Source organism: Caulobacter sp. GW821-FHT11E10, from assembly GCF_058808375.1.
In genome coordinates, this window is the sequence record NZ_JBXARP010000007.1 from 245,837 (window position 1) to 270,222 (window position 24,386).

Below are 24,386 nucleotides of genomic sequence, written 5' to 3' on the forward strand. Positions count from 1 at the left end.
GGATACGCGGACCGATCGAACGCAAAGAAGGTCTTGGCGACGCGCGCCGAATTGCCCGCGCCGGACGAAGATCGGACGAAGGGGTTCGAGGGCGGCGCTATCCGGTGTCGGCCGCCTCGATGAAGCCATTGGCCGTCAGCCGGCCGCTGGCGGGATCGGCCGCGCCGCCGCCCCGGCCCAGAAGGCCGGCGTGGAGGACATGGCCGCGATAGACGATCAGTCGGTTGAAGACGGGCTCGACCTCGTCGATCAACTCATAGCCGGGGGTTTCCGCCCCCGCGAAGGCGCCGCGAGGACCGCGCGCCAGCTCCGCCTCGACGGCGGCGGCGTAGGCGGACTGCCGGGACGCGTCGACGGACTCGAAGCCCGTTTCCGCATGGCGGAAGAAGCCCGTACCCCCGAAGTCGCCCTGGCAAAAGTAGTGGACCATGGCCAGGCGGTTCGGGTCCGGCGCGTCCAGGTGCGGGATGGCCTGCACGGGCGTCGCGGACTCGGCCGGCGTGGTGGCCAGGGCGAAGAAGCCGAAGAACTTGAGCACCGTGCTGGCCGAGATCCCGAACGCCGCCTCGATCGGGCCGCGCAAGGCCGTGACCACCGTGCGGTAGTAGGCCTCGGGCAGGTTGGCGTTGAGGCCCGGATAGTTGGTGTGCGGCGGCCGGTAGAACGCGGCGGCCCGGGCCGCGTCGACCATCGCCCACGGGTCGGCCAGCACGTCGTCGACGATCAGCAGCGGGTTCTGCTCGGCGCCGATCCTGCGCAGGCGGACGCTGATGCTCGGCCCGAGCATCAGGGGTTTGACGGCGGTCGAGACGCTCATGTCGGCGACCTCAGCACGGCCATCTTCAGCTGCTGCTTCAGGGCCGCGCGCTGGGCCGGGCTCAAGGTTCCGAGCGCGCCCCGCAGGCTTTCCGGGATGTGCGCCGTCGCCTCGCCTCGGTCGCCGAAGACATAGGTGGCGAACATCTCGCGCCAGTAGGCCTTCTCGCCGTCGGGCAGGTCCTTCAGGGCCAGCAGGGCGATCTGGAAGACGTCGACGGGCCGCTCCAGACCCACGGCCGTGTCGCCCCACCAGTAGTTGACCATGGTGTTGTAAGGCTCGAGCGAGGTGACGTGGTGCCACCAGTGCTTGGGCATGAACAGCGCGTCGCCCGGCTCCAGCCACGCCACCCGGGCGGCGGCATAGGCGTCGCGATAGCGGGGGAAGCGGGCCAGGTCCGGCGCCTCCGGATCGACCAGCGACAGCGGCGGCGGGGTCTCCAACGGGCCGACATAGAGGTTCGACACCTGCTCCGGCGGAAACAGCACGAAGCGGCGGCGGCCGGCGAGCACGCAGGCCAGGTTGTGGTCGCGATCGTTGTGGGTCTGGGTCCGCAGCGGTCCGCCGACCCAGAGGCGCGGCATGACCTTGGGGGAGACCAGCGCCATCGGGTTCTGACGCACGAACTCGGGCATGTGGGTGGCCAGCGGCAGCATCTGGATGGCCACGAACGGCGCATTCGGCCGGCCCAGCAGGGCCTCGATGCGGTCCAGGGTCTCGCTGATCCCGGCGTTGCGCTTGGAGAAGCTGAACTCGCGCATGTCCGGGCCGTAGGCGTACCAGCCGTTGGTGCTGGCCGGCGCCTCCATGACCGGGCCGGGCAGGCCGCTGTCCATGGCCTTGAGATAGGCGTTCATCGTCCCCGGTGAACGACCGGCGGCCAGGGCGGGCCAAGTGTCGAGCAAGCCCTTGATCACCACCGGCGCCTCGGCCGCGATGATCCGCTCGAAGGCCTCCGGCGACGGCGCGGCGACCGCGGCCACGCGCGGCAGGGCTTCCAGGCTCAGGGACGGGTCGATGGTCAGGCCGCTATCCATGCGGCGTCTCCGACGGGACCCTGCCGCAGAAGCTTTCCAGATACAGGTCGTGGGTCGGCTGGCGTTCGACCTGGTCCTTGATGAAGGAGAGAATGCGCCGGAACTCGTGCTTCATCAGCTCGGGCGACGTCGCGTCGATCAGCGGCGCGTGGCTGTCGGGCGTCACGCCATGGCCGACGAACAGGGCCCGCCAGCTGTCGGCCGGGAAGCTGTCGTGCTCGAACGGCGCGATCTCGCCGCGAGCGCGGAACAGGGCGATCATGTGAGCCAGATCGGCCGACGGCGCGGCCTGGCGGGCGCGGGTCCAGAAGTCGGAGGCGCCGTAGCGGTTCAGGACGTAGTGGACCTGCTGGAAGTCGCGCACGCGCTCGAACTGCTCGCGCATGGCCCTGTCGTAAGCGCCCTGCTCGAACCGCCAGTCGCCGGAGACCGGGAACAGACTCAAGAGCTGGACCAGTCCCATCTGCACCGCGTGCAGCTCGACGCCGTGGAGGGGATCGAAGGCGCAGGCCGCCTCGCCGATCGCCACGACGTTGCGGCTCCAGGCCGACAGCCGCCGCCCGGGGGCGGAGACGGCGACCGACGCGTCCTTGATCGGCAGGCTGGAGGCCGCGCTGGCGGCTTGCAGCGCCTCGTCGTCCGTACACAGATCGCCGGCATAGGCCTGGATCACATGGGTCTGGTTCTGGGCCGGATGCAGGGCGGTCCAGCCGCGCGCCCAGGCGCGAACCTCGGCGTAGGCGGGAATCGATGGGAAGGCCGGGGCCAGGGCGGTCAGCACGCGATCGGCCGGGAAGGCCTCGCGCCAGGACTCGCGGCCCACGCCCAGGGCCCCGCCGATCAGCAGGGCTTCCGGACCCGTGGCGTCGATGAACAGATCGCCGGCGATCCGGCGGCCTTCGCCCAGGTCAACGGCGGCGACATCGCCGGCCTCGGTCCGCTCGACCGTGATCCCCAGCGCCTGATGGGCCTCGACGCCCTCGCGGACAGCCAGGCGCTTCAAGACCCCGGCATAGGCCAGGGCCGGAAGGTGGTAGCCGTAATCGGTGCGGCCGAAGACCTCGGTCTCCGCGTCGGGCATGACGAAGCGGCCGTGCATGGCGGCGGCGGCGGTCGGCGAGAAGTCGGCGAATTCGGCGTTGAGACCCAGCCCTCGCGCCTTCAGCCAGTAGGCGAAGAAGTCCCGCCCATCGATCGGCGCGCCGTGCGTTCCGTGGGCATGGAAGAAGCTCGGCGCCTGGCCGGTCAGGTCCGCGAAGTTTCCGCCCAGAGAGAAGCTTCCGCAGACGCTCCGCATCAGGGTCGACTCGTCCAGGCCCAGCTGGTTGTGCAGGGCCTCCAGCGCCGGCAGGGTCGCGTGGACGCTGGCGGGGGTCAGGCGGCTGGGCAGTTCCACCGCCGTGACCGACACGCCAGCCGGCTCCAACGCGGCGCGCAGGACGGCGGCGGACAGCCACAGCGGGGCGTCGCGCCCCACAGCCACGACCTTGGTGGGCGCCGCGCCGCTCATTGCGCCGCCGCCTTGGCGATCGGCGCGGCCTCGGAGGCGCCTGGGCAGTACCGCGCCACGAAGTCGGCGTGGGAGCTCATCGCGGCGACGTTGCTGTCGATCCGCGTCTTCAGGTCGGCCAGCTTGGCGCCCAGCACGTCCAGCGGCATGGCCTCGGCCAGACGATCGTAGGCGCGCGGTTGGATCCCCTGCCCTTCCAGCACCGACAGCCAGCTGTCGCGCGAGAACAGGCCGTACTTGTAGTCCGGCAGGCCGGCGCGGCCCTCGAACAGGGCCAGCTTCTCTTCCAGGCTGGCCGGGATCGGCATGGTCCGCACGTGGTCCCACAGCGGCTGACCGACGCGCTGGTTGGCGCGGTAGTGCAGGATCAGGAAGTCGCGGACCCGGTCGTACTGGATCTCGAACAGCCGGTTGAACTCGGCCGACAGGCGCGGGTCGAGGCCCGTGCGCCGGGTCGGCATCAGGTTGATCAGGTCGATCACCGCCGCCTGGATCAGGAAGATGCTGGTCGACTCCAGGGGCTCCAGGAAGCCGCTGGCCAGACCCATGGCCACGACATTGCCGGTCCAGCCCGCCTTGCGACGACCGGCGGCGAAGCGCAACAGCCTGGGCTCCATCTGGGCGGCGCCGTCGAGCTGAGCCAGCAGGGTGTCGCTCGCCTTGTCCTCGTCGAGGAAGGCGCTGGAGAACACGTAGCCGTTACCGGTGCGATGCTGCAGCGGAATGCGCCAGATCCAGCCGCCCTCCTGGGCGGTGGAACGGGTGTAGGGGGTGAAAGCGCCGGCCCGCGCGCAGGGCACGGCGAGGGCGCGGTCGCACGGCAGCCACTGGGTCCAGTCGTCCCACTCGGCCTTCATCAGCCCACCGAGCAACATCGATCGGAAGCCGGTGCAGTCGATGAAGAGGTCGCCCTCGATCCTCTGGCCGGACTTCAGGGTAAGGCCGGTGACGTGGCCGCTTTCGCCATCCTGGGCGATGTCCTGCACCAGCCCCTCGACCCGCGTCACGCCGCGCGCGACCGACCACCGCCGCAGGAACGCCGCGTAGAGGCCAGCGTCGAAATGATAGGCGTAGGCATAGGTCGAACGGATCGACTTCTGGTCCTCGTTCGGGAACTCGAAGGAGTTCGCGCGGGCCGCGACCACGGCATAGGAAAAGTCCTGCAACGGCGCCGGATCGAGGCCGCAGAGCTTGGCGCGGGTCCAGTGGTGCTGGAAGTCGACGCCCGCCCACGGCTCGCCGAACGTACCGAACGGGTGGATGTAGCGGTCGCCCTGTCGGCCCCAGTTCCTGAACTCGATGCCGAGTTTGAACGTGCCCTGGGTCTCGCCCATGAACTGGGCTTCGTCGATGCCCAGCATGTCGTTGAAGGTCTTGATGTGCGGCAGGGTGGCTTCGCCGACTCCCACAGTGCCGATCTCGTCGGACTCGACCAGGGTGACGGCATAGTCGCGGGGATCCAGCAGCCGCGACATACCCGCCGCGCACATCCACCCCGCCGTTCCTCCGCCGACGATGACGACCCTAAAGGCCGCTCTGTTTTCGTCTGTCCGCATGGTCGGACCTCAAACTGGAGCCCATGCCGCCGCGGAGGAGACCGCGACGGCATGAGTCCTTCAGCACCTAGTACTTAAAGCGGACGCCGAACTGAACGCGACGGTCGTTGCGGATCCAGCCGGTATCCTTCTTCACCGGCGCGGCATTGGGCGTGAGGCCGCTGTCGCCGAACACCTGCTGCTGGAACACCGAGGTGGTGTTGAGCAGGTTCGAGCCCTCCAGCGAGATCTCGATCTTGTCGTTGAGCGAGTAGCGGATCGACCCGTCCAGATAGCCGGCGGCCTTCTGGTAGATCGGCATGCCGATGCAGCAGTCGAGGTTGTTGGTCAGGAACGACGAGCGCCAGTTGTAGGCCAGGCGCATGGCGATCGGGCCCTTCTCGTACAGGCCCACCAGGTTGTAGGCGTTGTCCGAGATGCCGGCGAGGCGGTGGCTGTCCATCACCTGACCGTTGACCTGCAGGCCGCCGCCGAAGGCGATGGTGCCGCCGGCCGCATAGCCCGGCTGGTTTGCCAGGTTGGAGTTGCTGATCCCCGACTGCTTGGTGTGGGTCCAGTTGGCCTGCATGCCCAGGCCGCTCCAGATCCCCGGCAGGAAGTCGAAGAAGGTCTGGTAGGCCAGCTCGAAGCCCTTCAGCTCGCCGCCGCCGTTGCCGTTGCGCGGGCCGCGCACCAGCACGTTCTGGGTCGAACCGTTGTTGGTGAACGAGCGCAGGAACTCGCCGTAGGCGATCGAGCCGTTCAGCTTCTTGTAGAACAGCGCCGCCGTGAAAGAGCTGCTGGGCGTGAAGTAGTTCTCGTACGTCACGTCGAACTGGTCGGCCGTGATCGGCTTCAGCGCCGCGTAGCCGGAGTCGGCGTTGAACTGGAAATTATAGCCGGCGACGTTGGCGGCGGTGTGGGCCGCGGCCGGGTCCTTCCAGATCACATAGGGCGAGTCCGGCCCGGTGTTGATCGCCGGGCTCTGGACGCCGACGAAGTTGCGCAGCAGGCCGAAGTCCGGACGCGACAAGGCGCGGGAGGCGGCGAAGCGGACGAACTGCTTGTCGGTCAGGCCGAAGCGGACGTTGAAGCTGGGCAGCCAGTTGTTATGCGACTGGCCGAATTCGTTCAGGGATGAGCCCCCGTTCGAGAAGCTCAGCAGCTCGGGCTTCAGCCAGCACGAGATGTTGGTGACGTTGCCGCCCGACAGAGGCGTCGCGCACGGCACGGCGGCCGCGGTCGCGTACCAGACGTTGGTCGGGAAGGCGACGCCGCCCGAACTGTCCAGCCGGGTGTGAACGTAGCGAACGCCGAGGTTCCCCTGGACGGTGATCCCGTCGAAGATCGTCTTGTCGTCGCCGCCGAAGCGCAACATGGCGTAGGCCGCCTTGGTCTTCTCCTGCACCTTCAGCATTTCGGGCGGCACGAAGCAGCCCTCGGTGTTGGCGGTGCGCTCGCACAGAGGGGTCCACTGCATCGGCGAGTTGGTGGTCTTGCCGCTCAGCGCCTTGATCAGGCCGTCGTGGTCCGCCAGCGTGTCCTTGCTGAGGAAGACCATGTTCCCGTTCGGGAAGACCTTGCCGTTGTAGAAGTCGCCGAGGCTGTCGACGCTCCAGATACCGGCGCCGTAACCCTTGAAGGTGTCGGTGCGGCCGCACGCGGCCGGGTACGGGGTCGGGGTGGTGTTGTCGACGTTGAAGCCCGGGCCGTTGCAGTTCCACGGCGCGGCCACCGGCGACCAGTTGTAGGTCGAGTAGCGGACGTTCTGCTTCCGGTCGGCATAGCGCACGCCCACCTTCAGCGAGTTCAGCCAGCCGCCGTTGCCGAAGCTGTATTCGGCGTCGCCGCGCAGGGCCAGTTCCTTGGCGTCGTTGTCCTCGTAGTGGTCCTGGATGAACGGGATCCAGTAGTTGTGCGGGTTGGCCAGCCCGCCCGGCGCGGCGTTGACGTTCGTGCCCGGCAGCAGGGTGATCTTCGGCGTACCGTCCTTGTTCACCTCGTACTGGGCGTTGGCCATGGTGCGGTTGGCGACCAGGATGTCGTAGTTGTTGGTGTCGGCCTTGATGTACTGGCTGTCGAAGCTGGTGCGCAGCTTGTCGCTGACGTCCCAGTCCAGGTGCATCGAGAAGTCCTTGGTGCCCTCGGAGTGGTTGAAGTTCCGGGCCTGGTTCTCGATGTAGAGGCCTTGGCGCTGGCTGGCGCAGGCGGGCGCGCCGGCGCCGCAGTAGTTGACGAAGGGCAGGCCGGCGACCGCCGAGCCGCGGGCGATGTTGTCGGCCGTGCTGCCGCCCCAGTCGCCGGTCGGCTGGGTCAGGGTGCCGGAGGTCAGCATGCCGTCGGCGCCGAAGGTGAAGGCGCCCGTGCCCGGGGCCGGGGCGATGAAGGCCGTGGTCTGCGGCGAGAAGGCCGGCGAGGCCCACAGGCCGAACATCGTCACGTTGGAGCTGCGCTCCAGCCAGGCGTTCTTGTAGTAGCTGTCGTTGTACTGGGCCGAGAAGCGGACGTTGCCCTCGTTGTTCTCGTACTGGAAGGCCAGGGCCGTGCCGTGGCGCTTACGGTCGTAGACCACCTGCGAGTAGTTGACCTGGTCGGGCATGAACACCCAGCTCGACCCGCCGTACGGATTGGCCGTACAGGCGATCGTGCCGTCGGACTTCACGATCGGCTTGCCGCTGGCGTCCTGGTAGCCGGCCGAGCAGAACGTGCCCAGGCGCTGCATGACCACGCCCTCGGTCTGGGTCAGGACGTGCGAGTTGGCGTAGTTGGCCATCAGGCCGACGCGGCCGACGCTGGTGTCCCAGGTCTTGGTGATGATGCCCGAATACTCGTAGGTGACCTTCTCGGACTTGTCGCCGTAGTTGACCTTGCCGGTGACCGAGATCACCTGGCCCTTGGTGTCGAACGGCAGGCGGGTGCGCAGGTTGACCGTGCCGGCGATGCCGCCCTCGATCATCTCGGCCGTCTGGTTCTTGTAGCTGTCGACGCCGGCCATCAGCTCCGGCGAGATGTCGTTGAAGTTCAGGCCGCGCGCGGCGTCGGCCGAGAAGCTGTCACGGCCGTTGAACTCGGTGCGAACCTGGGTCAGGCCGCGGATCAGCACGCTGGCCGGCTCGGCCGAGAAGTGCGAGCTGTCGTCGCTGGACTGCAGGCGCGAAACGGTGACGCCGGGCACGCGCTGCAGCGCCTCGGCCACGGACTTGTCGGGGAAGGCGCCGATGTCGGTCGCGGTGATCGAGTCGACCACCGTGTCGGCGTTCTTCTTGATCTGCTGCGACGTCTCGAGCGACTTGCGCACGCCCACCACGACGACCTCGTCAACGGTGTCGCTGCCCGGATCGGTCTTGGCCGCTTCCTGGGCGTAGGCTTGGCCGGCCATGCCCAAGGCGGCGAGCGCCATGAGCGAAACAGTCCCCCGCAGGACAGCCTTCCGGCTCGGGCCGAAATCGAACTTCCTCATCCCTCTGCTCCCTAACGTCTTGATCGCCCGCGCCTGAAACACGGGTCATTTGTGTCTGCGCATGCGCCCGCTCACCGACCGGGACGCCTGTTCGTTGTTGTCTGCTTGTCGATCGGGGCGCCTGGTCGCTTGCCGCTGACCTGGAGCCGTCATCCCACCGCGCGCCTCACGGCGCTGATCCCTCCTCCGTTTCCCCCTGACGCCTGCGCGCCGTCCAAAAGCGAATGGCGCAATTTTTGCGCAACTCGGAGCTGGTCGAGACGGCGCGTGGCCGTCGGTCGCGTTGCTGCCGCGCTTTCGTGTTGCGTTGTTTTTGCGCCAATTTGCGCGTGTTGCAATAGCGGCGTTACGGAAATTTACGCAAAATGCCGCGCAAACTGGCGCAATCCCTTGAGTGGCAGGCGGTTGCTGAGCGCTCACGCAAACAGGTTGCGCAATTTTTGCGTTGAGTTGATAGTGGCGCTTGATGACGAAGCTCGCCGACATTCAGCGCAAGCCTTGCGCCACGCCCGCTCTTAAGCGCGGCGTGTCAGCCGTGTTCGGCGTGGTCCTTGACGGTCAGGGCCAGGACGGCCGCGATCGCGAAGGCGACGCCGGCCAGGGCCAGGGCCAGGATCGCCTGGCCGCCCAGGACGCGCGCGACCAGCGGACCCAGCACGGTGGCCGCCACCATCTGCGGGATCACCAGGAACAGATTGTGGATGCCCATATAGACGCCCATCTTGCCGGGCGGCACGGCGCTGGAGAGCATGGCGTAGGGGGCCGACATGATCGACGCCCAGGCCAGGCCGATGCCGACGATCGGAATCCACAGCAGCATCGGATCGTCGATCAGCACGAAACCGCCGAAGCCCAGGGCGCCCAGGGCCAGGCAGATGGCGTGGCTGGCGGGACGTCCGACCCGGCGCGCCAGCAGCGGCAGGGCCAGGGCCGTCAGGGCCGCCACGCCGTTGTAGCCGGCGAACAGCACGCCGACCCAGTCCGCCCCCGCGTTATAGGCCGCCGAGGCGGTGTCGACGGCGTCGTAGTGGTGGGCGGTCACGGCGGGCGTGGCGTAGATCCACAGGGCGAACAGGCCAAACCAGGTGAAGAACTGGACCACGGCCAGGCGCTTGAGCACCTCGGGCATATGGACAATGTCCTCGACCACCTCGAACAGGCCGACCGAGGCGCGTCCCCGGCCCCGCAGCCAGCTGGTCGCCAGCTGGGCCGCGCCGAAGATCGCGCCCATGATCGCCAAGACATAGATCTCGCGCCCCCAACGGCCGAAGAAGGCGCAGAGGGCCACGATCGCGGCGGCCGCGATCCACAGCAGGCCGCTGTTGCGCATCCAGAGCACGGTTTCCGGCGACGGCGTCCGCGCCTGGGCCAGCGCCCCTTCGGCCGCGAGGCGTTCGGGCGGAGTCTCGGTGGTGGTAAACACGGTCCACAGCACCGCGACCATCAGGCCGACGGCGCCGACATAGAAGGCGGCGTGCACCGAGGGCGGCAGGACGCCCGGCGCGGCCTGGCCCGAGACGCCGAACCAGTGGGTCAGCATCCACGGCAGGGCCGAGGCGAACACCGCCCCCGCGCCGATGAAGAACACCTGCATGGCGAAGCCGGCCGTGCGCTGCGCATTGGGCAGCGAGTCGGCGACGAAGGCCCGGAACGGCTCCATGGCGATATTGATCGAGGCGGTCAGCAGCCACAGCATCAGGCTGGCCGTCAGCACGGTGGGCGCGTTGGGCGTCAGGATCAGGGCGACGGCGGTCAGCAGCGACCCGTACAGCAGGTACGGCCGGCGACGCCCCAGCCGCCCCCAGGTCCGGTCGCTCAGATGACCGATGATCGGCTGCACCAAGAGGCCCGTGATCGGCGCCGCGATCCACAGAATGGCCAGTTCGTTGACGTCCGCGCCCAGGGTCTGGAAGATCCGGCTGGTGTTGACGTTCTGCAGACCCCACACGATCTGCACGCCGAACAGGCCGCAGCACATGTTCCAGATCTGAAGGAAGCTGAGGCGGGCCTTGGCCGGCGGCGACGCGGTCACGACCGCGCCCGCAAGGTCTTGCGGCTCTCCTGGCAAAGGCTTCCTTTTTCCCCCGACCTATCGGTCTTTTATTCTTATGCTTGAGCGCGATGACCAACGATAGCAGCACCAACATCACGCTTGAAGACCTCGCGACGCTGGCGGGCGTTTCCGTCTCGACGGTGTCGCGGGCGCTGAACGACCACCACTCGATCAGCACCAAGACCAAGCAGAAGATCTGGGCCATCGCCAAGGAGCAAGGCTACTCGTTCCGCCGCTACATGCCGGCGGGACCGCTTGGGGCCGAGGGCGCGATCGCCATCGTCATGCCTCGCACCCACGGCCGCCCCCTGCCGCTGTCGCACCCGTTCTTCCTGGAGCTGCTGGCCAATATCGGCGAGGCCGCCCGCGATCGCGGCTGCGACTTCACCGTCAGCCATACGGCCCCGGCCAACTATGACGACCTCTATCTGGCGGCGACGGCCAACCGGGCCAACGGCGTGATCTTCCTGGGCCAGGGCGACCTGCACGAGGCCTTCAACCAGCTGGCCGCCACCGACGCCCGCTTCGTGGTCTGGGGCGCCCAGCTGCCGGGCCAGAAGTACTGCTCGATCGGCTCGGACAACTTCCTGGGCGGCCGCCGCGCGACGCTTCACCTGGCGCGCCTGGGCCGCAAGCGCATCGTATTTCTGGGCGAGACCCATCCCGAGGCCGCCCAGCGCCGCGAAGGCTATCTGGACGCCTTGCGCGAAAGCGGGCTGGAGCCCGAGCCGTCCCTGGTCCTGCCGGTCGATTTCGAGCTGGAATCAGCCGACGCCGCCGTCAGTCGCCTGCTGCGCCGCAAGGCCACCTTCGACGCCATCTTCGCCTCGTCCGACCTGATCGCGCTGGGGGCCATCAGGGCTTTGCAGCGCGCCGGCCTTAAGGTGCCCGAGGACGTTTCGATCGTCGGCTATGACGACATGATGTTGAGCCGGCTCTCGACGCCCGCGCTCAGCACCATCAAGCAGGACACCTACAAGGCCGGTCGCCTGCTGGTCTCGCGCATCCTCGACGAGGATGGCGATCACCGCCCCGAGACCCTGCCGACCGACCTGATCGTGCGGGAGTCGTGCGGCGGGTAGCGCGACAGCTGAGAGCGCCGGTGGCCTCGGCCGTCGCGCATGGCGGACCTACAGCAGGAACTCCCCGCCGCCGCTGTTGACCTGCCCGATGCCCGTCCCGACCGTGGTCGTGAGGAGCTCGATCGTCGACTCGGCCACGGACGTGCCGCTGGTGTTGAGCTGCACGATCACGCTGGTGCCGCTGGTCGTCAGGTTCGCCTGACCGACCGCCGAGAAGGCCGAAGTTCCGATCCAGGCGAAGGCATTGTCCGAACCGCCCGGGACACCGTCGATGGTGACCAGGTCGATGCGGTCGGTTCCGGCGTCGTGGAAATCGGTGATCTTGTCGCGCGTCGTCGACGTCGTGCCGCTGTCGCCGACCGCGTTGAAGTCGAACACGTCATCGCCGGTCCCGCCCGTCAGGCGATCGGCGCCGGCGCCGCCGACGAGGGTGTCATTGCCCGCGCCGCCGACCAGTGTGTCGTTTCCGCCGTTGCCGAAGATGCGATCGTCGGTCGTCGAGCCCGTCAGCACCTCGGCGCTGGAACCGCCGACCAGCACGCCATGGCCGTTCGCCGTCCCGCCGTTGGCGACGCCCGCCTTCTCATAGACCTCGCGGACCAACGTGTGGGCCGCCTGATAGGCGTCGACATTGACCAGCGAGGCCAGGGCGGCGGCGTTGTTCTTGGCGTAGGCGTTGGCGAAGGTGGTGGCGGCCGCGACCACCTGGGCCGTCACCGCCGAGTCCACGCCGCCGCCCATTTCCAGATGGCTGGCGCCCGTGACCACCATCGCGAACTTGTCCCCCACCGACGCGTAGTCGAAGCCGTCCAGCCGGGTCAGATAGGTCTGGCCATCGGTCCCGCTATCGTCCACCCCCGTCAGGATCAGGGTCGGCGTGGTGACGTTCTCCCACGAATGGTCGGTGGGCGAGTTGTAGTAGAGGCCGTGCCAGCTGCTGCCGGCCACGGCGCCCTGCGGCGAGACGAGCACCGCTTGCTTGAAGATCGAATTGGCCAGCCCCTGAAGCTCGACGTTGTTGCTGACCGCGCCCGTGAGGATCGCCGCCGTGAAGGCCCCCTGGCTATGTCCGGCGATGGTCGCTTCGGCCAGATTGCCTGAATAGCCGCCGCTGCCGACCGTGTTCAGCTTGGCCAGGAGGGTGGCGAACTGGGCGTAGGCGAACTCCATGTCCTCGACGCGCTGAACCGTCCACTCGGGGTCGTCCAGCGGGAACCGATCGTCCAGCGCCGAGCCCTGATCGGGGTGGTCGACGCTGTCCAGGTGGGTCGGCACGATGACGATATAGCCGGCGTCGGCCCATTGGCTGGGAATGTTGAGTTGGGCCCCCGACGTCGCGATCAGGTGGCCGTGGCTCCAGAACACCACCGGGTAGTTTCCCGGCGTACTGGGGGCGAACACGTCGAACGCGACCGCTCGCTCGTGGGTCACGGGAACGCCGTTCTGGACATAGGTGTACATGCGCCCGGTGTCGGTGATCGACAGGGTCGTCGTAACGCTCATGGCTTTTCTCCCTCGCCGCTCCCGCGCCTCTTTGGGCGCTCGCGACGGGACGAGCCTCACGCGGCTCAAGATATGTTGTCAAGCATAACGCTGTTTTTTGTTCGACAATATGTCAGACATAGAAACACGATCCTCCATGAGCCAGCTGCGGGCCTCAACGGTCCGCGCCTGCTCCGGAATGCTCGCCAACCCCAGCGCATCTGGTCACCATGCGACGTCGTGGTGGTCAGAAGCGGTGAAGTTCGCCTCTCGATTTCAGGTCTGGAACACCGCGATCCATGAGCAGCGACGCCGTTTTCGCCGCCAATCGCGCGCGAAATCTCGCGCCTATTGTACAACAATCTATGCGCACAGTGCGACAAAACACTTGATGCTCCGTCCGGCGCGAAATAGGAATGGCGGCTACGGGATTGATAAGCTCTCGGCGAAGTGCAGCGAGACCGTGTGAGGATACGTCTTTGGCAGCCACATCGAAAACATCGAGCAAGTCCAAGGAGACGGCCGTGAGCGCCGCTCCGACCGCCGACGACCTGGCCCAGGCCCTGCGAGTCCGCATCCAGAAGAGCGAGCTCGCGGCCGGCGAATGGCTTCGCGAAGTCAAGCTGTGCAGTGAGTTCGGGGTGGGGCGCTCGATCGTCCGCCGCGCCCTGCGCACCCTGGCCGATGACGGCCTGATCGAGATCGAGGAAAACCGTGGCGCGCGCGTCTCGGCGACGACGGTCGAGGAAGTCTTCGATCTCTACGAGGTCCGCGCCGCGCTCTACGGCATGGCGGCGCGCTTCGCCTGCCTGCGAGGGTCGGACTCCCTGATCCGCAACATGCTGACCAAGATCGATCGCCTGCTCAGCGACGCCGAGAGCAAGGCGCCGGCCGAGCAGATCATAGAGGTCAGCGAGTCGATCTTCGGCGACATGATCGCCTGCGCCAGCGCGGACGCGCAGCGCATGATCGAGGCGGTGCGCCGCAAGACGCGCTTCCACTTCTCCTATGTGGCCCTGGCGATCAACGCCAATGGCCCCGGCCCCTACGAGCATTGGCGGCATGTGCGCGCCGCCCTGGTCGATCGCGACGCGGACCGGGCCAGCCAGGCGGCCCGCGACATCCTCTACTTCATGCAGGGCGAGGTCGCCCGCATCATGCTGGCCCGCGGACCGCGCCTGATATCGGATGGAGCGCCGGCGAAGCCGGACCCCGCGCCGAAGCGTCGCGCGCCCGCCAAGCGGAAACCGAAGTGATGCGGGGCGTGCTCCGCTTGATCACGGCGGCGGCCGGTGTCGCCGTCCTCGCCATCGCTCCAGGCGCCTGTGCGGCCCCGGGTCCCTCGGCGGTTTCCGAGGCGCGCACGCCCTCGCCCGCGACCAAGGATCTGCTCGACTATCTGAAGACCCACGGCAGCACCGGCTTCATCGTCGTCCAGGACGGGAAGACCCTGATCGACGAGACCTGGCCCGCGCCGGCCGACGACCGGATGTTCGCCAATTTCACCTACGGCCAAAGCGGCGACGGCGCGTTGCTCGAGGACGTCGCTTCGCAGCAGAAGAGCTTCGTCGCCGTCCTGGTGGCGATCGCGATCGACAAGGGGCTGATCGACCCCGCCAAGCCCGTTTCCGCCTATCTCGGCCAGGGCTGGTCCAAGGCCTCGCCCGAGCAGGAAGCGGCCATCAAGGTCGTCGACGTCCTGACGATGAGCTCCGGGCTCGACGAGAAGTTCGGCTACGCCGCGCCGCCGGGAACTGTCTTCCTCTACAACACCCCGGTCTATGCGATCTCCAAGCGCATCGTCTCGGCGGCCGCCGGCCGGCCCCTCGATACGATCACCCACGACTGGCTGACGGCGCCGATCGGGATGAAGGACACGGCCTGGCGCAAGCGTCCGGCCGCCCTGGCCTCGGTCGGCAACGACACCGGCCTGGTCACGACGCCGCGCGACGTCGCGCGCTTCGGGCTGATGGTCCTGCACGGCGGCGTGGCGCAGGACGGAAAGCGCGTGGTCTCGAAGACCCAACTGGACGCCCTGTTCACCCGCTCGACCAGCAACCCGGCCTATGGCCGCCTGTGGTGGCTGAACGGCAGCAGCTACATGATGCGGGCCCTGGCGGGACGGACCGAGGGCCAGCTGATCCCCGCGGCGCCGGCCGACCTGGTGGGCGCGCTCGGCGCGTTCGACCGCCGCCTCTATGTCGTGCCCAGCCGCAAGCTGGTCGTCGTCCGCACGGGCGCGGCCACGAATGATCGCGAATTCGACCAGCAGCTGTGGCTGCGGCTGATGAAGGTGCTCGGCTGATCGCCGCCCGCGCGATCGACCACGACAAGCTTTGAACAAGGAGAGGCGGATGGCGAATTCACGTCGTCTCGCGGCGCCGCGCCCGGCGACACGCGGCCTCTCCCCTTCCGTTTCCAGACCAGGACAGCGCCAGTGATCGACGGCAGCATTCAATCGTTCCCCCTGACGCTCGACAAGATCGTCGACCACGCCGCCAAGTGGCATCCGGACGCCGAGGTCGTGACCGCGCGCGAGGGCGGCGAGAACGCGCGGGTCACCTATGCAGACCTCCGCGATCGCGCCCGGAAGGTTTCCAGCGTGCTTCAAGGGTTCGGCGTGACCACCGGCGAGCGGGTCGCGACCCTGGCCTGGAACAGCCAGGCGCACGTCGAGACCTGGTACGCGATCATGGGCATGGGCGCGGTCTGCCACACGCTCAATCCTCGCCTGACCGCCGTCCAACTGGCTTGGATGCTGGACCAGTCGGGCGCTCGCATCGTCATCGTCAGCGCCGACCTGGCCAAGCTGGCGCTCGAGGTCGCCGACCACGCGGCCGGGGTCGAGCGCGTCCTGATCATCGACGGCGCCGTCGCCACGAGCCACGCGCGCGCCGTCGTCGAGGCCCTGGAGCCGCTGATCGAGGCCGCCTCGGGCGAGGTCGAGTGGGGCGGTTTCGACGAGACCGCGCCGTCCGGCCTGTGCTTCACCTCGGGCTCGACCGGCGCGCCCAAGGGCGTGACCTACACCCACCGCTCCAGCTTCCTGCATACGCTGAAGCTCCTTCAGGCGGACGTCCTGGGCGCGCGCGTGACCGACGTCGTGCTGCCGATCGTGCCGCTGTTCCACGCCAGCGCCTGGGGCTTGCCGTTCGCCCTGCCGGCCGCCGGCAGCAAGATGGTCCTGCCGGGACGCCATACCGATGGCGCGAGCCTGGCGCGCCTGATCGCCGCCGAGGGCGTGACGATCGCGGTCGGCGTGCCGACGGTCTTCCTGGGCCTCTGCGAACACCTGGACGCCACGGGCGTCGCCTTGCCGTCGCTGCAGCGGATCATCGTCGGCGGCGCGCCGATGCCGCCCGCCCTGATGGAGCGCATCGAGCGCGACCTGGGCGTGGTCGTCCAGACCAGCTGGGGGATGACCGAGCTGTCGCCGGTCGGCGTGTTCGGCGTCCTCAGCGATCCGGACCGCCAGGCCGCCGTCTCGGGCAAGCCGGCGATCGGCGTGGACCTGATGGTCGCCGACGAGAACGGCGTCCCGCTGGCCGAGCAACGGGACCAGGAAGGGCGGCTGTACGTGCGCGGCGCCGCCGTGATCGAGCGCTATTTCGGCCAGGAGCACACCGTGGTCGACGCCGACGGCTGGTTCGATACGGGCGACCTGGCGCGGATCGACCGCAAGGGCAATCTGATGATCACCGGCCGCTCCAAGGACCTGATCAAGTCGGGCGGCGAGTGGATCAATCCAGCCGAGATCGAAGCCATCGTTTGCGGCCTACCCGAGGTGGCCTTGGCCGCTGTAATCGGGCGGGTCGATGTCAAATGGAGCGAGCGTCCGATCCTGCTGGTCGAGCTGCGCGAGGGCGCGGAGATCACCGACCAGGCCCTGCTCGAAGCGTTGAAGGGCCGTATCGCGTCGTGGTGGACGCCCGACGCCGTCGTGCGGCTGGAGACCATGCCGCTGGCCTCGACCGGCAAGATCGACAAGCTCAAGCTGCGCGCGACCTACAGCAACGGCTGAGGTCGCGCGCCGGCCTGACGTCAGACGCGCTCGATGATCAGGGCGATCCCCTGGCCGCCGCCGATGCACATGGTGGCCAGGCCGTAGCGGCCCTGGATGCGCGCCAGCTCGTGAACCAGTTTGGTGGCGATGATCGCGCCGGTCGCCCCGACGGGATGGCCTAGCGAGATGCCGCTGCCGTTGGGATTGGTTCTGGCGGGATCGAAGCCGAGCGCGTCCGAGACGGCGCAGGCCTGAGCCGCGAAGGCCTCGTTCGACTCGATCACATCCATGTCGGAGACCGAGAGGCCGGCCCGAGCCAGCGCCGCCTGGACGGCGGGCACGGGGCCCATGCCCATGAAGTTCGGATCGACCCCAGCGTGGCCGTAGGAGACGATCCGCGCCAGGGGCTTGAGCCCATCGCGCGCGACCGCCGCCTCGCTCGCCAGGACCAGGGCCGCGGCGGCGTCATTGATGCCCGAGGCGTTGCCGGCGGTGACCGTCCCGTTCTCCCGGAAGATCGTGCGGAGCTTGCCGAGATCGGCGGCGTTGGCGTCGCCGCGCACGTGCTCGTCCGTGTCGAACGTCTTGATGGCCTTGCCGGCCTTGACCTCGACCGGAACGATCTGGGCGGCGAAGCGTCCCTCGGCGATCGCCTGGGCCGCGCGCCGATGGCTTTCGGCGGCATAGGCGTCCTGGCGGGCGCGATCCACGCCATGCCGCTCGGCGACGTTCTCGGCGGTCACGCCCATCAGGCCGCCGCCGAACGGATCGGTCAGCGCGCCGTTGAGGCCGTCGACAAGCATCGCATCGCCCATCTTCTGGCCCCAGCGCGCCGCTGGCGCGAAATAGGGCGCGCGGCTCATCACCTCGGCCCCGCCGGCGACCGCCACCTCGGCGTCGCCCAGCATCAACAGCTGCGCCGCCGAGACGACAGCCTGAAGGCCCGAGCCACACAGGCGATTGAGCGTCATGGCCGGAACGTCTTGCGACAGGCCCGCCTCCAGCGTGGCGACGCGGGCCAGATAGGCGTCGCGGGGGCCGGTCGGGATCACCTGACCGAAGACCACATGGCCGACCGATGCGGGATCGACCCCGCCGGTCTCCAGCGCGGCGCGCGTGACCAGGGCGGCCAGCTCACTCGGGCTCTTGTCCTTGAGCGATCCGCCGAACGCGCCGATCGCGGTGCGCTGGGCGGCGACGATGAACACCTGGGCGGTCATGCGACGCGCACCGCCTCGACGACCGTGGCGATCGCCACGCGGTTCGAGAGGTCGATCCCCATACTCATTTCCTTTCGATGGTCATTCGTCGTCGTCGGCGCTAGGCCGCCGGTTCTTCCACCCAGTCCTTGCGCAGCGGCCGGACCGCGAGCAGGGCCAGGGCGGAGGCGACGAAGTAGAGGCAGACCAGCAGGACAGCCGAGTAGCGCAGCGCGCTCTCGCCGAACTGCGGCTTCATGAGGTCGCTGATTCCGCCCAGCAGCCACGATCCGGCGCCGATCCCGATCAGGTTGTTGATGAACAGGAAGCAGGCCGCCGCCGTCGCGCGCATGTGCGCCGGCACGAGGTGCTGGGTCGCGGTGGTCAGCGGCCCCACGAAGACGAGCGTGAGCGCGTTGGGGATCAGCAGGAACAGCCACGCGACCAGCGGCGCGGGCGACAGCAGGCCCGCGATGAACAGCGGCGCGGTGGCCAGCCAGGCGAAGGCCGAGACCTTGGCATAGGCGCCGCGATCCAGCTTGCCGAGCCTGTCGGCCAGCACTCCGCCGAGAAGGATACCGCTCACCCCGCCGACCAGCAGCAGCGAGCCGTAGAAATAGGACGTGGCGGTCAGGTCGAAGCCATAGGCCTGGATCACGATCGACGGCACCCAGAAGGCCAGGCCGTATCCCGCCGTGCTGCTCATCGAGGCCGCGAACGCCATCAGCCAGAAACTCGGCTTGCGGGCGAGGATCTTGAACACCGCGCTGACCGGCGCGCTGCCGACGGGCGCCGCGACCCGCGGCGGCTCCTTCACCACCAGCCGGAAGATCGGCGCTATGAGCACGCCGGCCAGGCCGAGCACGACGAACGCCGCGCGCCAGTCCACCGCCTTGGCGATCGCCGCGCCGAATAGAATGCCGGCGGCCATGCCGACAGGGATGCCCATCGAATAGATGCTGATGGCCCGCGCGCGCCGTTCGGGCGGGAAGTATTGCGAGATCAGCGCGTAGCTGGGGGCGACGCCGCCCGCCTCGCCCACGCCCACGCCCAGGCGGCACAGGAACAGGTGCCAGAACCCGCCCGCGAACGCGCAGAGCGCCGTGAAGCCGCTCCAGACGACCAGCGACGTGGTGATCACCCAGCTGCGGCTGGTGCGGTCGGCGACCAAGGCCAGCGGGATCGCCAGGGTCGAATACAGCATGGCGAAGGCGATGCCGCCCAGCGCGCCCAGCTGGGTGTTGGTCAGGCCCAGGTCGGCCTTGATCGCCGGCGCCAGGATGCCGAGGATCTGCCGGTCCAGCCAGTTGAAGATGTAGACCACCAGCAGCATCGCCAGAACGAGGCGGGCATAGCCGGGGCTATGGGCGGGCGCACGTGGGCTGTTGGTCATGCGGGCTCCTGGGCCGCCTTGGCGGCGATGAAGGCGGGGCGGGCGGCGAGGCGATCCCAGTAGGCCGAGATCTCCGGGCTGAACTTGTGGTCCAGACCCAGGTTTCGCGCGAGCAGCAGGGCGTAGCCGACGCACAGGTCGGCCATGGTGAACCGCCCGGCGCACAGCCATTCGCGGTCCTGCAGCGCCCGGGTCACGTGGCGCAGGCGCGAGAGGAACCACTGGGCGTAGTCGTCCGCCGCCTGCTTCAGCCGACGCTCCTCAGGCTCCAGCTGGGTATAGCGCAGGACGATCGTCTGCGGGAACGTCAGTGTCGCCTCGCTGCGATGCAGCCAGTCGAGCCACAGCCCATAGTCGGGCTCGTCGACGCCGACGGCCAGCGGCGTCGGTCCATGGCGCGTCGCCAGATATTGCGGGATCGCGGCGGACTCGGTCATCCGGACGTCGCCGTCGATCAGCAGCGGGATGGTGCCGAGCGGGTTCTTTTCGAGATAGTCGGGCCGCAGGATGCGCGGCGGAAAAGGCAACAGGTGGAGGCGATAGGCGAGCCCTATTTCCTCGAGGGCCCAGAGCGCCCGGAACGAGCGCGCGTTATGGCAGTGGTAGAGTTCGATCATCTTCCGCCCTCCCGGCCCGGCCCGGTGCGACGTGGCGCGCCCCTGGGCCGAAAACCGATCCGTTCTACCCTGCCTTGGCGTTTCCGCCTCGCGGCGCCAAGTTCCTTTTCATCGCCCCATAGGCGACGGCTGTCAAAAACTTTGTACGACAATTTCGAAGCTGTGGTGATACAAATTCTCGATCAAGAACCCCGTGCTCGCGTGCGTGAAAGAGGCGGGACAAGAACCGAAAGAATGGGAGAGCGACGCTGATGAAAGCGCCCGGAAAGCATGGCTTCGATGCGGGGCGGCTCAACCGCCTCGATGTGTTCCTGAAGGAACGATACCTCGACTCGGGCAAGCTGCCCCACGCGCAGATCCTGATCAGCCGCGACAACGAGATCGTCCACTTCAGCAGCCAGGGCGCGGCGCGCGAGGGGTCGGCCAAGCCGATCGACGAAGGGTCGATCTTCCGCATCGCCAGCATGACCAAGCCGATCACCTCGGTCGCCTTCATGATGCTGGTCGAGGAGGGCAAGGTCGCCGTCGATACGCCGGTCTCGCAGATCCTGCCCGAGTTCAAGGATATCGGCGTCTATGCGGGCGGCGGCGGAAGCGCGCCGTTCATGACCAGGCCACCGGCCGAGCCGATGCGCATGCTGGACCTGCTGCGCCATACCTCGGGACTGACCTACGGCTTCCAGAACCGCAGCAATGTCGACGCCGCCTATCGCGCCAGTAAGTCGGACGCGGGGCCGGTCGAGAACTGGCACGGCGACGCCGACCTGGACACGTTCGTCGGCGACGTCGCCAAGCTGCCGCTGGAGTTCTCGCCGGGCGAGGCGTGGAACTATTCGGTCTCGACCGACGTCCTCGGCGCCGTGGTCCAGCGCGTCTCGGGCATGCCGCTCGACCGCTATCTCTCGGAGAAGATCTTCCAGCCGCTGAAGATGCACGACACAGCCTTCGTCGTGCCGGAGAGCAAGGCCGACCGGTTGACCGACTGCTACGCCTGGGCGGGCCCTTCCCTGGGCCGGGTGATGTACGACCGCGCCGAGGACAGCGTCTGGTTGAAGCAGCCCAAGCTGATCTCCGGGGGCGGCGGCCTGGCCTCGACCGCGCTGGACTACCACCGCTTCTGCCTGATGCTGGCGAACGGCGGCGAGCTGGACGGCGTCAGGATCCTGGGCCGCAAGGCCATTGAGCTGATGACCATGAACCACCTGCCCGGCAAGTCAGACCTGTCGAGCCTGTCGCGGTCGATGTTCAGTGAGACGACGAACGGCGGCGTCGGCTTCGGCCTCGGCTTCGCGGTGACGCAGGACGTCGCCAAGGCCATGATCCCCGGCTCGGCCGGCGAGTACTATTGGGGCGGGATGTTCACGACCGCCTTCTTCGTCGATCCGGTCGAGAAGCTGCACATGGTGTTCATGACGCAGCTGAGCCCGTCGCTGCTCTATCCAATCCGCCGTGAGCTGAAGACGCTGATCTATTCGGCCCTCACCTGAAGGGGGTGACCTGAAAAGGAACGCCCGCCTGGCGTAAGCCGGGCGGGCGTCGAGGGTCCGAGGTCGGGGGCTGGATCTACCAGCGGTACGCCGCGCTGACGCCGAAGGTGCGCGGGCGGCTGTAGCGATTGGCCAGCGGGATGTCGGCCTGCTGCAGCTTCAGCACCGGGATGATCTGGTTGGTCAGGTTCTTGATGAACACCGCCAGCTCCAGCTTCCGATAGTTGACGCCCACGCGGGTATCCACGTTCTCGATGTCTTCCAGCGGGATGAAGGGCGCGGCCGTGGTCACCGTGTCCTGACCGCCGCCACGCGCGCCGTTGTAGGCGATGTTGCCGAAGCCGATCAGGTCCTTCGCCAGCGGGCGGCGATAGTTCAGGTTGCCCGAGAACGTCCAGTCGGGTGTCTGGGCGACCGAGCTGTTCAGCAGCGGCAGGCCGGCGACGCCGGGCGTGACCTTCACGAACTTGGCGCTCTGGTTGGCGCCGTTCAGGCTGATGGCCAGGCGGCCGCCGGCCACCCGATAGATCGCGTCCAGCGCCGCCTCGATACCCTTCACCTCGACCGTGCCGCCGTTGATGTTGAAGTTTTGGCCGGCCTGACCGCAGGCGTTGGCGGTGGTGCAGCCGTCGGTGACGCTGGCGATCGCGTCCTTGGTGCGCGACTGGTAGGCCGACAGGCGCAGGAAGATGTTGCGCGTGACGTTCGACTTCAGCCCGATTTCGTAGCTGGTGGTGTCTTCGTTGTCGTAGGTCGGACGCAGCGGGTTCGGAGCCACGGCGACGATCGCGCCGTTGTTGACGCCGCCGGCGCGATAGCCGGTGCCGGTCTTGACGTAGGCGATCGACGTGGCGTTGAGGCGATAGCTGGCCGTGGCGGCGTAGCTCACCGAGCTCTGCTTGAACCGGAAGCTGGAAGGCGCCCCGATCGCCGTGGTCGTGTAGAGCCGGAAGTCGCTCTGGGTGGCCTTCTTGTTGTCCTTCGAGTACCGCAGCTCACCGCTCAGGGAGAGCGGCCCGACGTCATACTTCAGCGCGCCATAGATCGCGGCCGAGCGGTATTCCGACGGGACGACGCGGCGGCTGCCGAAGATCAGCGGGAAGGTCGTGGGACAGTTCAGGGCCGTCGGCGTCAGGCGGTAGCAGATCGGCGTGGTCGGCGTGCCGCCGCAGATCCCGGAGGTGGCGGTCAGCGCGCACGGGCTGGTCATGACGTCACGGACGTACCGGTCGTCCTGCGACAGGCCCTCGATGCCTACCAGGTACTGCAACTGGCCGGCGTCGCCCGTGAGGTGGAAGTCCTGGTAGTAGGTGTGGTCGCGGGCGTTGGTCTTGGTCCCGCCCAGCGGATAGAGGCCGATCTGGCCTTGCGCCTGCAGCATGCCCTCGGTGGCGAGGTCGACCGCGGCGGCGAAGTTCTGCGTGGACTCCGAGTTGAGGAGCATCGACGTCGAGGTCAGCGTCCCCCAGCCCAGATCGTAGTTGGCGATCAGCATCACGCGCTTTTCGGTCTGACGCAGATCGTTCTTCATGTCGGACGGAATGTCGTACCGGGGACCGGTATACCCGAGCGGCAGGGTGGCGATCCGGCCGGGCGGCACGACCCACTGATTGGCGAAGGTCGGCAGGTTCATGTCCTGCGCGTCGACCATCAGCGTCATGTCCAGCGGCCCCTTGGCGTAGCGGATCTGGCCGCGCACGATGTAGCCGTCGGTGTGGTCGTAGTACTTGTTCTGGTTGGGATTGTAGAACAGGCCGCCGCCCTGCCCCGTCACCTGGGCGCCCAGGCGGATGGCGACATTGTCGGTCAGCTTCTGATTGACCACGCCTTCCAGACGCACCTGCTTGAGGTCGTCGGTATAGGTCGCCGCCAGACGGCCGCTGTCCTGGAAGGTCGGCTGGGCCAGCACGATGTTGACCGTGCCGAATTCGGAGTTGCGGCCGTAGAGGGCGCCTTGCGGCCCTTCCAGCACCTCGATCCGCGCGATGTCGAAATAGTCGATGCGCTTGAAGTTCCGGCCGCCCAGGGTGCTGCTGCCGACATAGGCGCCGTTGACGAACAGGCCCACGGCCGAGTCGGCGCTGGTCGCGCGCTGGGTCCCCGACCCGCGCACCGCGACTTCCGCGAGGTTTTCGCTCTGCAGGCCGTTGAAGCGCACGCCAGGCACGGTCTGAAGCAGGTCGCCGACGCCATCGATCGGGCTCTTGGCTTCCAGTTGATCGACGCCCAGCGCCGTGATGGTCGTGGGCACGTCGCGGACCGCCTCTTCGCGCCGACGCGCGGTGACGACGACATCGCCGACGGTGGTCACGGACTGATCGGACTTGCCGGCGGCGTCAGCGGGCGTCGCGGCCGCTTGGGCCATCACCGTCCCCGGGGCCATCGCCGCCATCAGCGCAACCACAGACGAGCACGCAAGCAAACGAACCATGCTGGTTTCCTCTTCCCCAATGTCTGCCGGCGTTTTTTGTGTCGGCTGAAGGGGACAATCCTCCGGCCTCATCGCCCTGTCAACATTGTACGACAATTTTAGTCTTATTGCGTTACGTCATAAGCGTATGGAGTTTTCGGCATATCGGGCGCAAGGCGCGCAACCCGTACGGAGACTCGATCGGAAAGGGTTTCCGCGCAGCGCCGGGTCCATGTCGGTTTTATGCGAAATACAATGGCGTCACGATTGTCGTACAATGATTGACAGTCGGCGGCGAAGA

General features: G+C 67.8%; 16 protein-coding genes. 5 read left to right on the forward strand and 11 right to left on the reverse strand.

Going from position 1 to position 24,386, the window contains the following annotated elements; genetic code table 11:
- Positions 1-97: 97 nt before the first annotated feature.
- The 6 genes from AC1RRV_RS16715 to AC1RRV_RS16740 form a co-directional block, all read right to left on the reverse strand.
- The gene (locus AC1RRV_RS16715) at positions 98-817 is read right to left on the reverse strand and encodes a DUF6445 family protein (protein ID WP_492860773.1); all 720 of its coding nucleotides are present in this window, start codon (positions 815-817) and stop codon (positions 98-100) included.
- A complete protein-coding gene (locus tag AC1RRV_RS16720; protein ID WP_492860774.1) occupies positions 814-1,854 on the reverse strand; it encodes a cupin-like domain-containing protein in 1,041 nt (346 codons plus the stop codon). Before AC1RRV_RS16720 ends, AC1RRV_RS16715 begins: the two co-directional genes overlap by 4 nt.
- A complete protein-coding gene (locus tag AC1RRV_RS16725) occupies positions 1,847-3,364 on the reverse strand; it encodes a tryptophan 7-halogenase (protein WP_492860775.1) in 1,518 nt (505 codons plus the stop codon). The genes AC1RRV_RS16720 and AC1RRV_RS16725 overlap by 8 nt, the downstream gene beginning before the upstream one ends.
- Positions 3,361-4,920: a tryptophan halogenase family protein gene (locus tag AC1RRV_RS16730; RefSeq protein ID WP_492860776.1), complete on the reverse strand. Its 1,560-nt coding sequence runs from the start codon at positions 4,918-4,920 to the stop codon at positions 3,361-3,363. The genes AC1RRV_RS16725 and AC1RRV_RS16730 overlap by 4 nt, the downstream gene beginning before the upstream one ends.
- 67 nt (positions 4,921-4,987) lie before the next feature.
- Positions 4,988-8,299, reverse strand: coding sequence for a TonB-dependent receptor (locus AC1RRV_RS16735; protein ID WP_492860777.1), 3,312 nt, complete (start codon positions 8,297-8,299; stop codon positions 4,988-4,990).
- Positions 8,300-8,888: 589 nt separating this feature from the next.
- Positions 8,889-10,337, reverse strand: a complete 1,449-nt coding sequence (locus AC1RRV_RS16740; protein ID WP_492860853.1) for an MFS transporter — start codon at positions 10,335-10,337, stop codon at positions 8,889-8,891.
- Positions 10,338-10,480: 143 nt separating this feature from the next.
- Here AC1RRV_RS16740 and AC1RRV_RS16745 point away from each other — a divergent pair, with 143 nt between their 5' ends.
- On the forward strand, positions 10,481-11,494 hold the full coding sequence (locus AC1RRV_RS16745; protein WP_492860778.1) for a LacI family DNA-binding transcriptional regulator: 1,014 nt from the start codon (positions 10,481-10,483) through the stop codon (positions 11,492-11,494).
- Positions 11,495-11,542: 48 nt separating this feature from the next.
- On the opposite strand, the gene AC1RRV_RS16750 is transcribed toward AC1RRV_RS16745, so the two are convergent.
- On the reverse strand, positions 11,543-12,997 hold the full coding sequence (locus tag AC1RRV_RS16750) for a hypothetical protein (RefSeq protein ID WP_492860779.1): 1,455 nt from the start codon (positions 12,995-12,997) through the stop codon (positions 11,543-11,545).
- Between the two features lie 503 nt (positions 12,998-13,500).
- On the opposite strand from AC1RRV_RS16750, the gene AC1RRV_RS16755 reads away from it, so the two are divergent.
- The 3 genes from AC1RRV_RS16755 (at position 13,501) to AC1RRV_RS16765 (ending at position 16,997) form a co-directional block, all read left to right on the forward strand.
- Entirely contained in the window at positions 13,501-14,232 is a 732-nt protein-coding gene (locus AC1RRV_RS16755; RefSeq protein ID WP_492860780.1) for a GntR family transcriptional regulator, read from the forward strand.
- The gene (locus AC1RRV_RS16760) at positions 14,232-15,281 is read left to right on the forward strand and encodes a serine hydrolase domain-containing protein (RefSeq protein ID WP_492860781.1); all 1,050 of its coding nucleotides are present in this window, start codon (positions 14,232-14,234) and stop codon (positions 15,279-15,281) included. Before AC1RRV_RS16755 ends, AC1RRV_RS16760 begins: the two co-directional genes overlap by 1 nt.
- 132 nt (positions 15,282-15,413) lie before the next feature.
- A complete protein-coding gene (locus AC1RRV_RS16765; protein WP_492860782.1) occupies positions 15,414-16,997 on the forward strand; it encodes an AMP-binding protein in 1,584 nt (527 codons plus the stop codon).
- Positions 16,998-17,017: 20 nt separating this feature from the next.
- Here the strand turns inward: AC1RRV_RS16765 and bktB are convergent, their stop codons facing one another.
- The 3 genes from bktB to AC1RRV_RS16780 all read right to left on the reverse strand — a co-directional run bounded on the left by bktB (position 17,018) and on the right by AC1RRV_RS16780 (position 20,188).
- The gene (bktB, locus tag AC1RRV_RS16770) at positions 17,018-18,199 is read right to left on the reverse strand and encodes a beta-ketothiolase BktB (protein WP_492860783.1); all 1,182 of its coding nucleotides are present in this window, start codon (positions 18,197-18,199) and stop codon (positions 17,018-17,020) included.
- A 100-nt stretch (positions 18,200-18,299) separates the two neighbouring features.
- Positions 18,300-19,571: a spinster family MFS transporter gene (locus tag AC1RRV_RS16775; protein ID WP_492860784.1), complete on the reverse strand. Its 1,272-nt coding sequence runs from the start codon at positions 19,569-19,571 to the stop codon at positions 18,300-18,302.
- Positions 19,568-20,188, reverse strand: a complete 621-nt coding sequence (locus tag AC1RRV_RS16780) for a glutathione S-transferase family protein (RefSeq protein ID WP_492860785.1) — start codon at positions 20,186-20,188, stop codon at positions 19,568-19,570. The genes AC1RRV_RS16775 and AC1RRV_RS16780 overlap by 4 nt, the downstream gene beginning before the upstream one ends.
- A gap of 251 nt (positions 20,189-20,439) precedes the next feature.
- Here AC1RRV_RS16780 and AC1RRV_RS16785 point away from each other — a divergent pair, with 251 nt between their 5' ends.
- Positions 20,440-21,675: a serine hydrolase domain-containing protein gene (locus AC1RRV_RS16785; RefSeq protein ID WP_492860786.1), complete on the forward strand. Its 1,236-nt coding sequence runs from the start codon at positions 20,440-20,442 to the stop codon at positions 21,673-21,675.
- 76 nt (positions 21,676-21,751) lie between these two features.
- Here the strand turns inward: AC1RRV_RS16785 and AC1RRV_RS16790 are convergent, their stop codons facing one another.
- On the reverse strand, positions 21,752-24,106 hold the full coding sequence (locus tag AC1RRV_RS16790) for a TonB-dependent receptor (RefSeq protein WP_492860787.1): 2,355 nt from the start codon (positions 24,104-24,106) through the stop codon (positions 21,752-21,754).
- Positions 24,107-24,386 lie beyond the last annotated feature (280 nt).

Coding starts and splice junctions, on each gene's coding strand:
- AC1RRV_RS16715 (WP_492860773.1), bottom strand. CDS start 817: ATGAGCGTCTCGACCGCCGTCAAACCCCTGATGCTCGGGCCGAGCATC.
- AC1RRV_RS16720 (WP_492860774.1), bottom strand. CDS start 1,854: ATGGATAGCGGCCTGACCATCGACCCGTCCCTGAGCCTGGAAGCCCTG.
- AC1RRV_RS16725 (WP_492860775.1), bottom strand. CDS start 3,364: ATGAGCGGCGCGGCGCCCACCAAGGTCGTGGCTGTGGGGCGCGACGCC.
- AC1RRV_RS16730 (WP_492860776.1), bottom strand. CDS start 4,920: ATGCGGACAGACGAAAACAGAGCGGCCTTTAGGGTCGTCATCGTCGGC.
- AC1RRV_RS16735 (WP_492860777.1), bottom strand. CDS start 8,299: ATGGCGCTCGCCGCCTTGGGCATGGCCGGCCAAGCCTACGCCCAGGAA.
- AC1RRV_RS16740 (WP_492860853.1), bottom strand. CDS start 10,337: ATGTGCTGCGGCCTGTTCGGCGTGCAGATCGTGTGGGGTCTGCAGAAC.
- AC1RRV_RS16745 (WP_492860778.1), top strand. CDS start 10,481: ATGACCAACGATAGCAGCACCAACATCACGCTTGAAGACCTCGCGACG.
- AC1RRV_RS16750 (WP_492860779.1), bottom strand. CDS start 12,997: ATGAGCGTTACGACGACCCTGTCGATCACCGACACCGGGCGCATGTAC.
- AC1RRV_RS16760 (WP_492860781.1), top strand. CDS start 14,232: ATGCGGGGCGTGCTCCGCTTGATCACGGCGGCGGCCGGTGTCGCCGTC.
- bktB (WP_492860783.1), bottom strand. CDS start 18,199: ATGACCGCCCAGGTGTTCATCGTCGCCGCCCAGCGCACCGCGATCGGC.
- AC1RRV_RS16775 (WP_492860784.1), bottom strand. CDS start 19,571: ATGACCAACAGCCCACGTGCGCCCGCCCATAGCCCCGGCTATGCCCGC.
- AC1RRV_RS16780 (WP_492860785.1), bottom strand. CDS start 20,188: ATGATCGAACTCTACCACTGCCATAACGCGCGCTCGTTCCGGGCGCTC.
- AC1RRV_RS16785 (WP_492860786.1), top strand. CDS start 20,440: ATGAAAGCGCCCGGAAAGCATGGCTTCGATGCGGGGCGGCTCAACCGC.
- AC1RRV_RS16790 (WP_492860787.1), bottom strand. CDS start 24,106: ATGGTTCGTTTGCTTGCGTGCTCGTCTGTGGTTGCGCTGATGGCGGCG.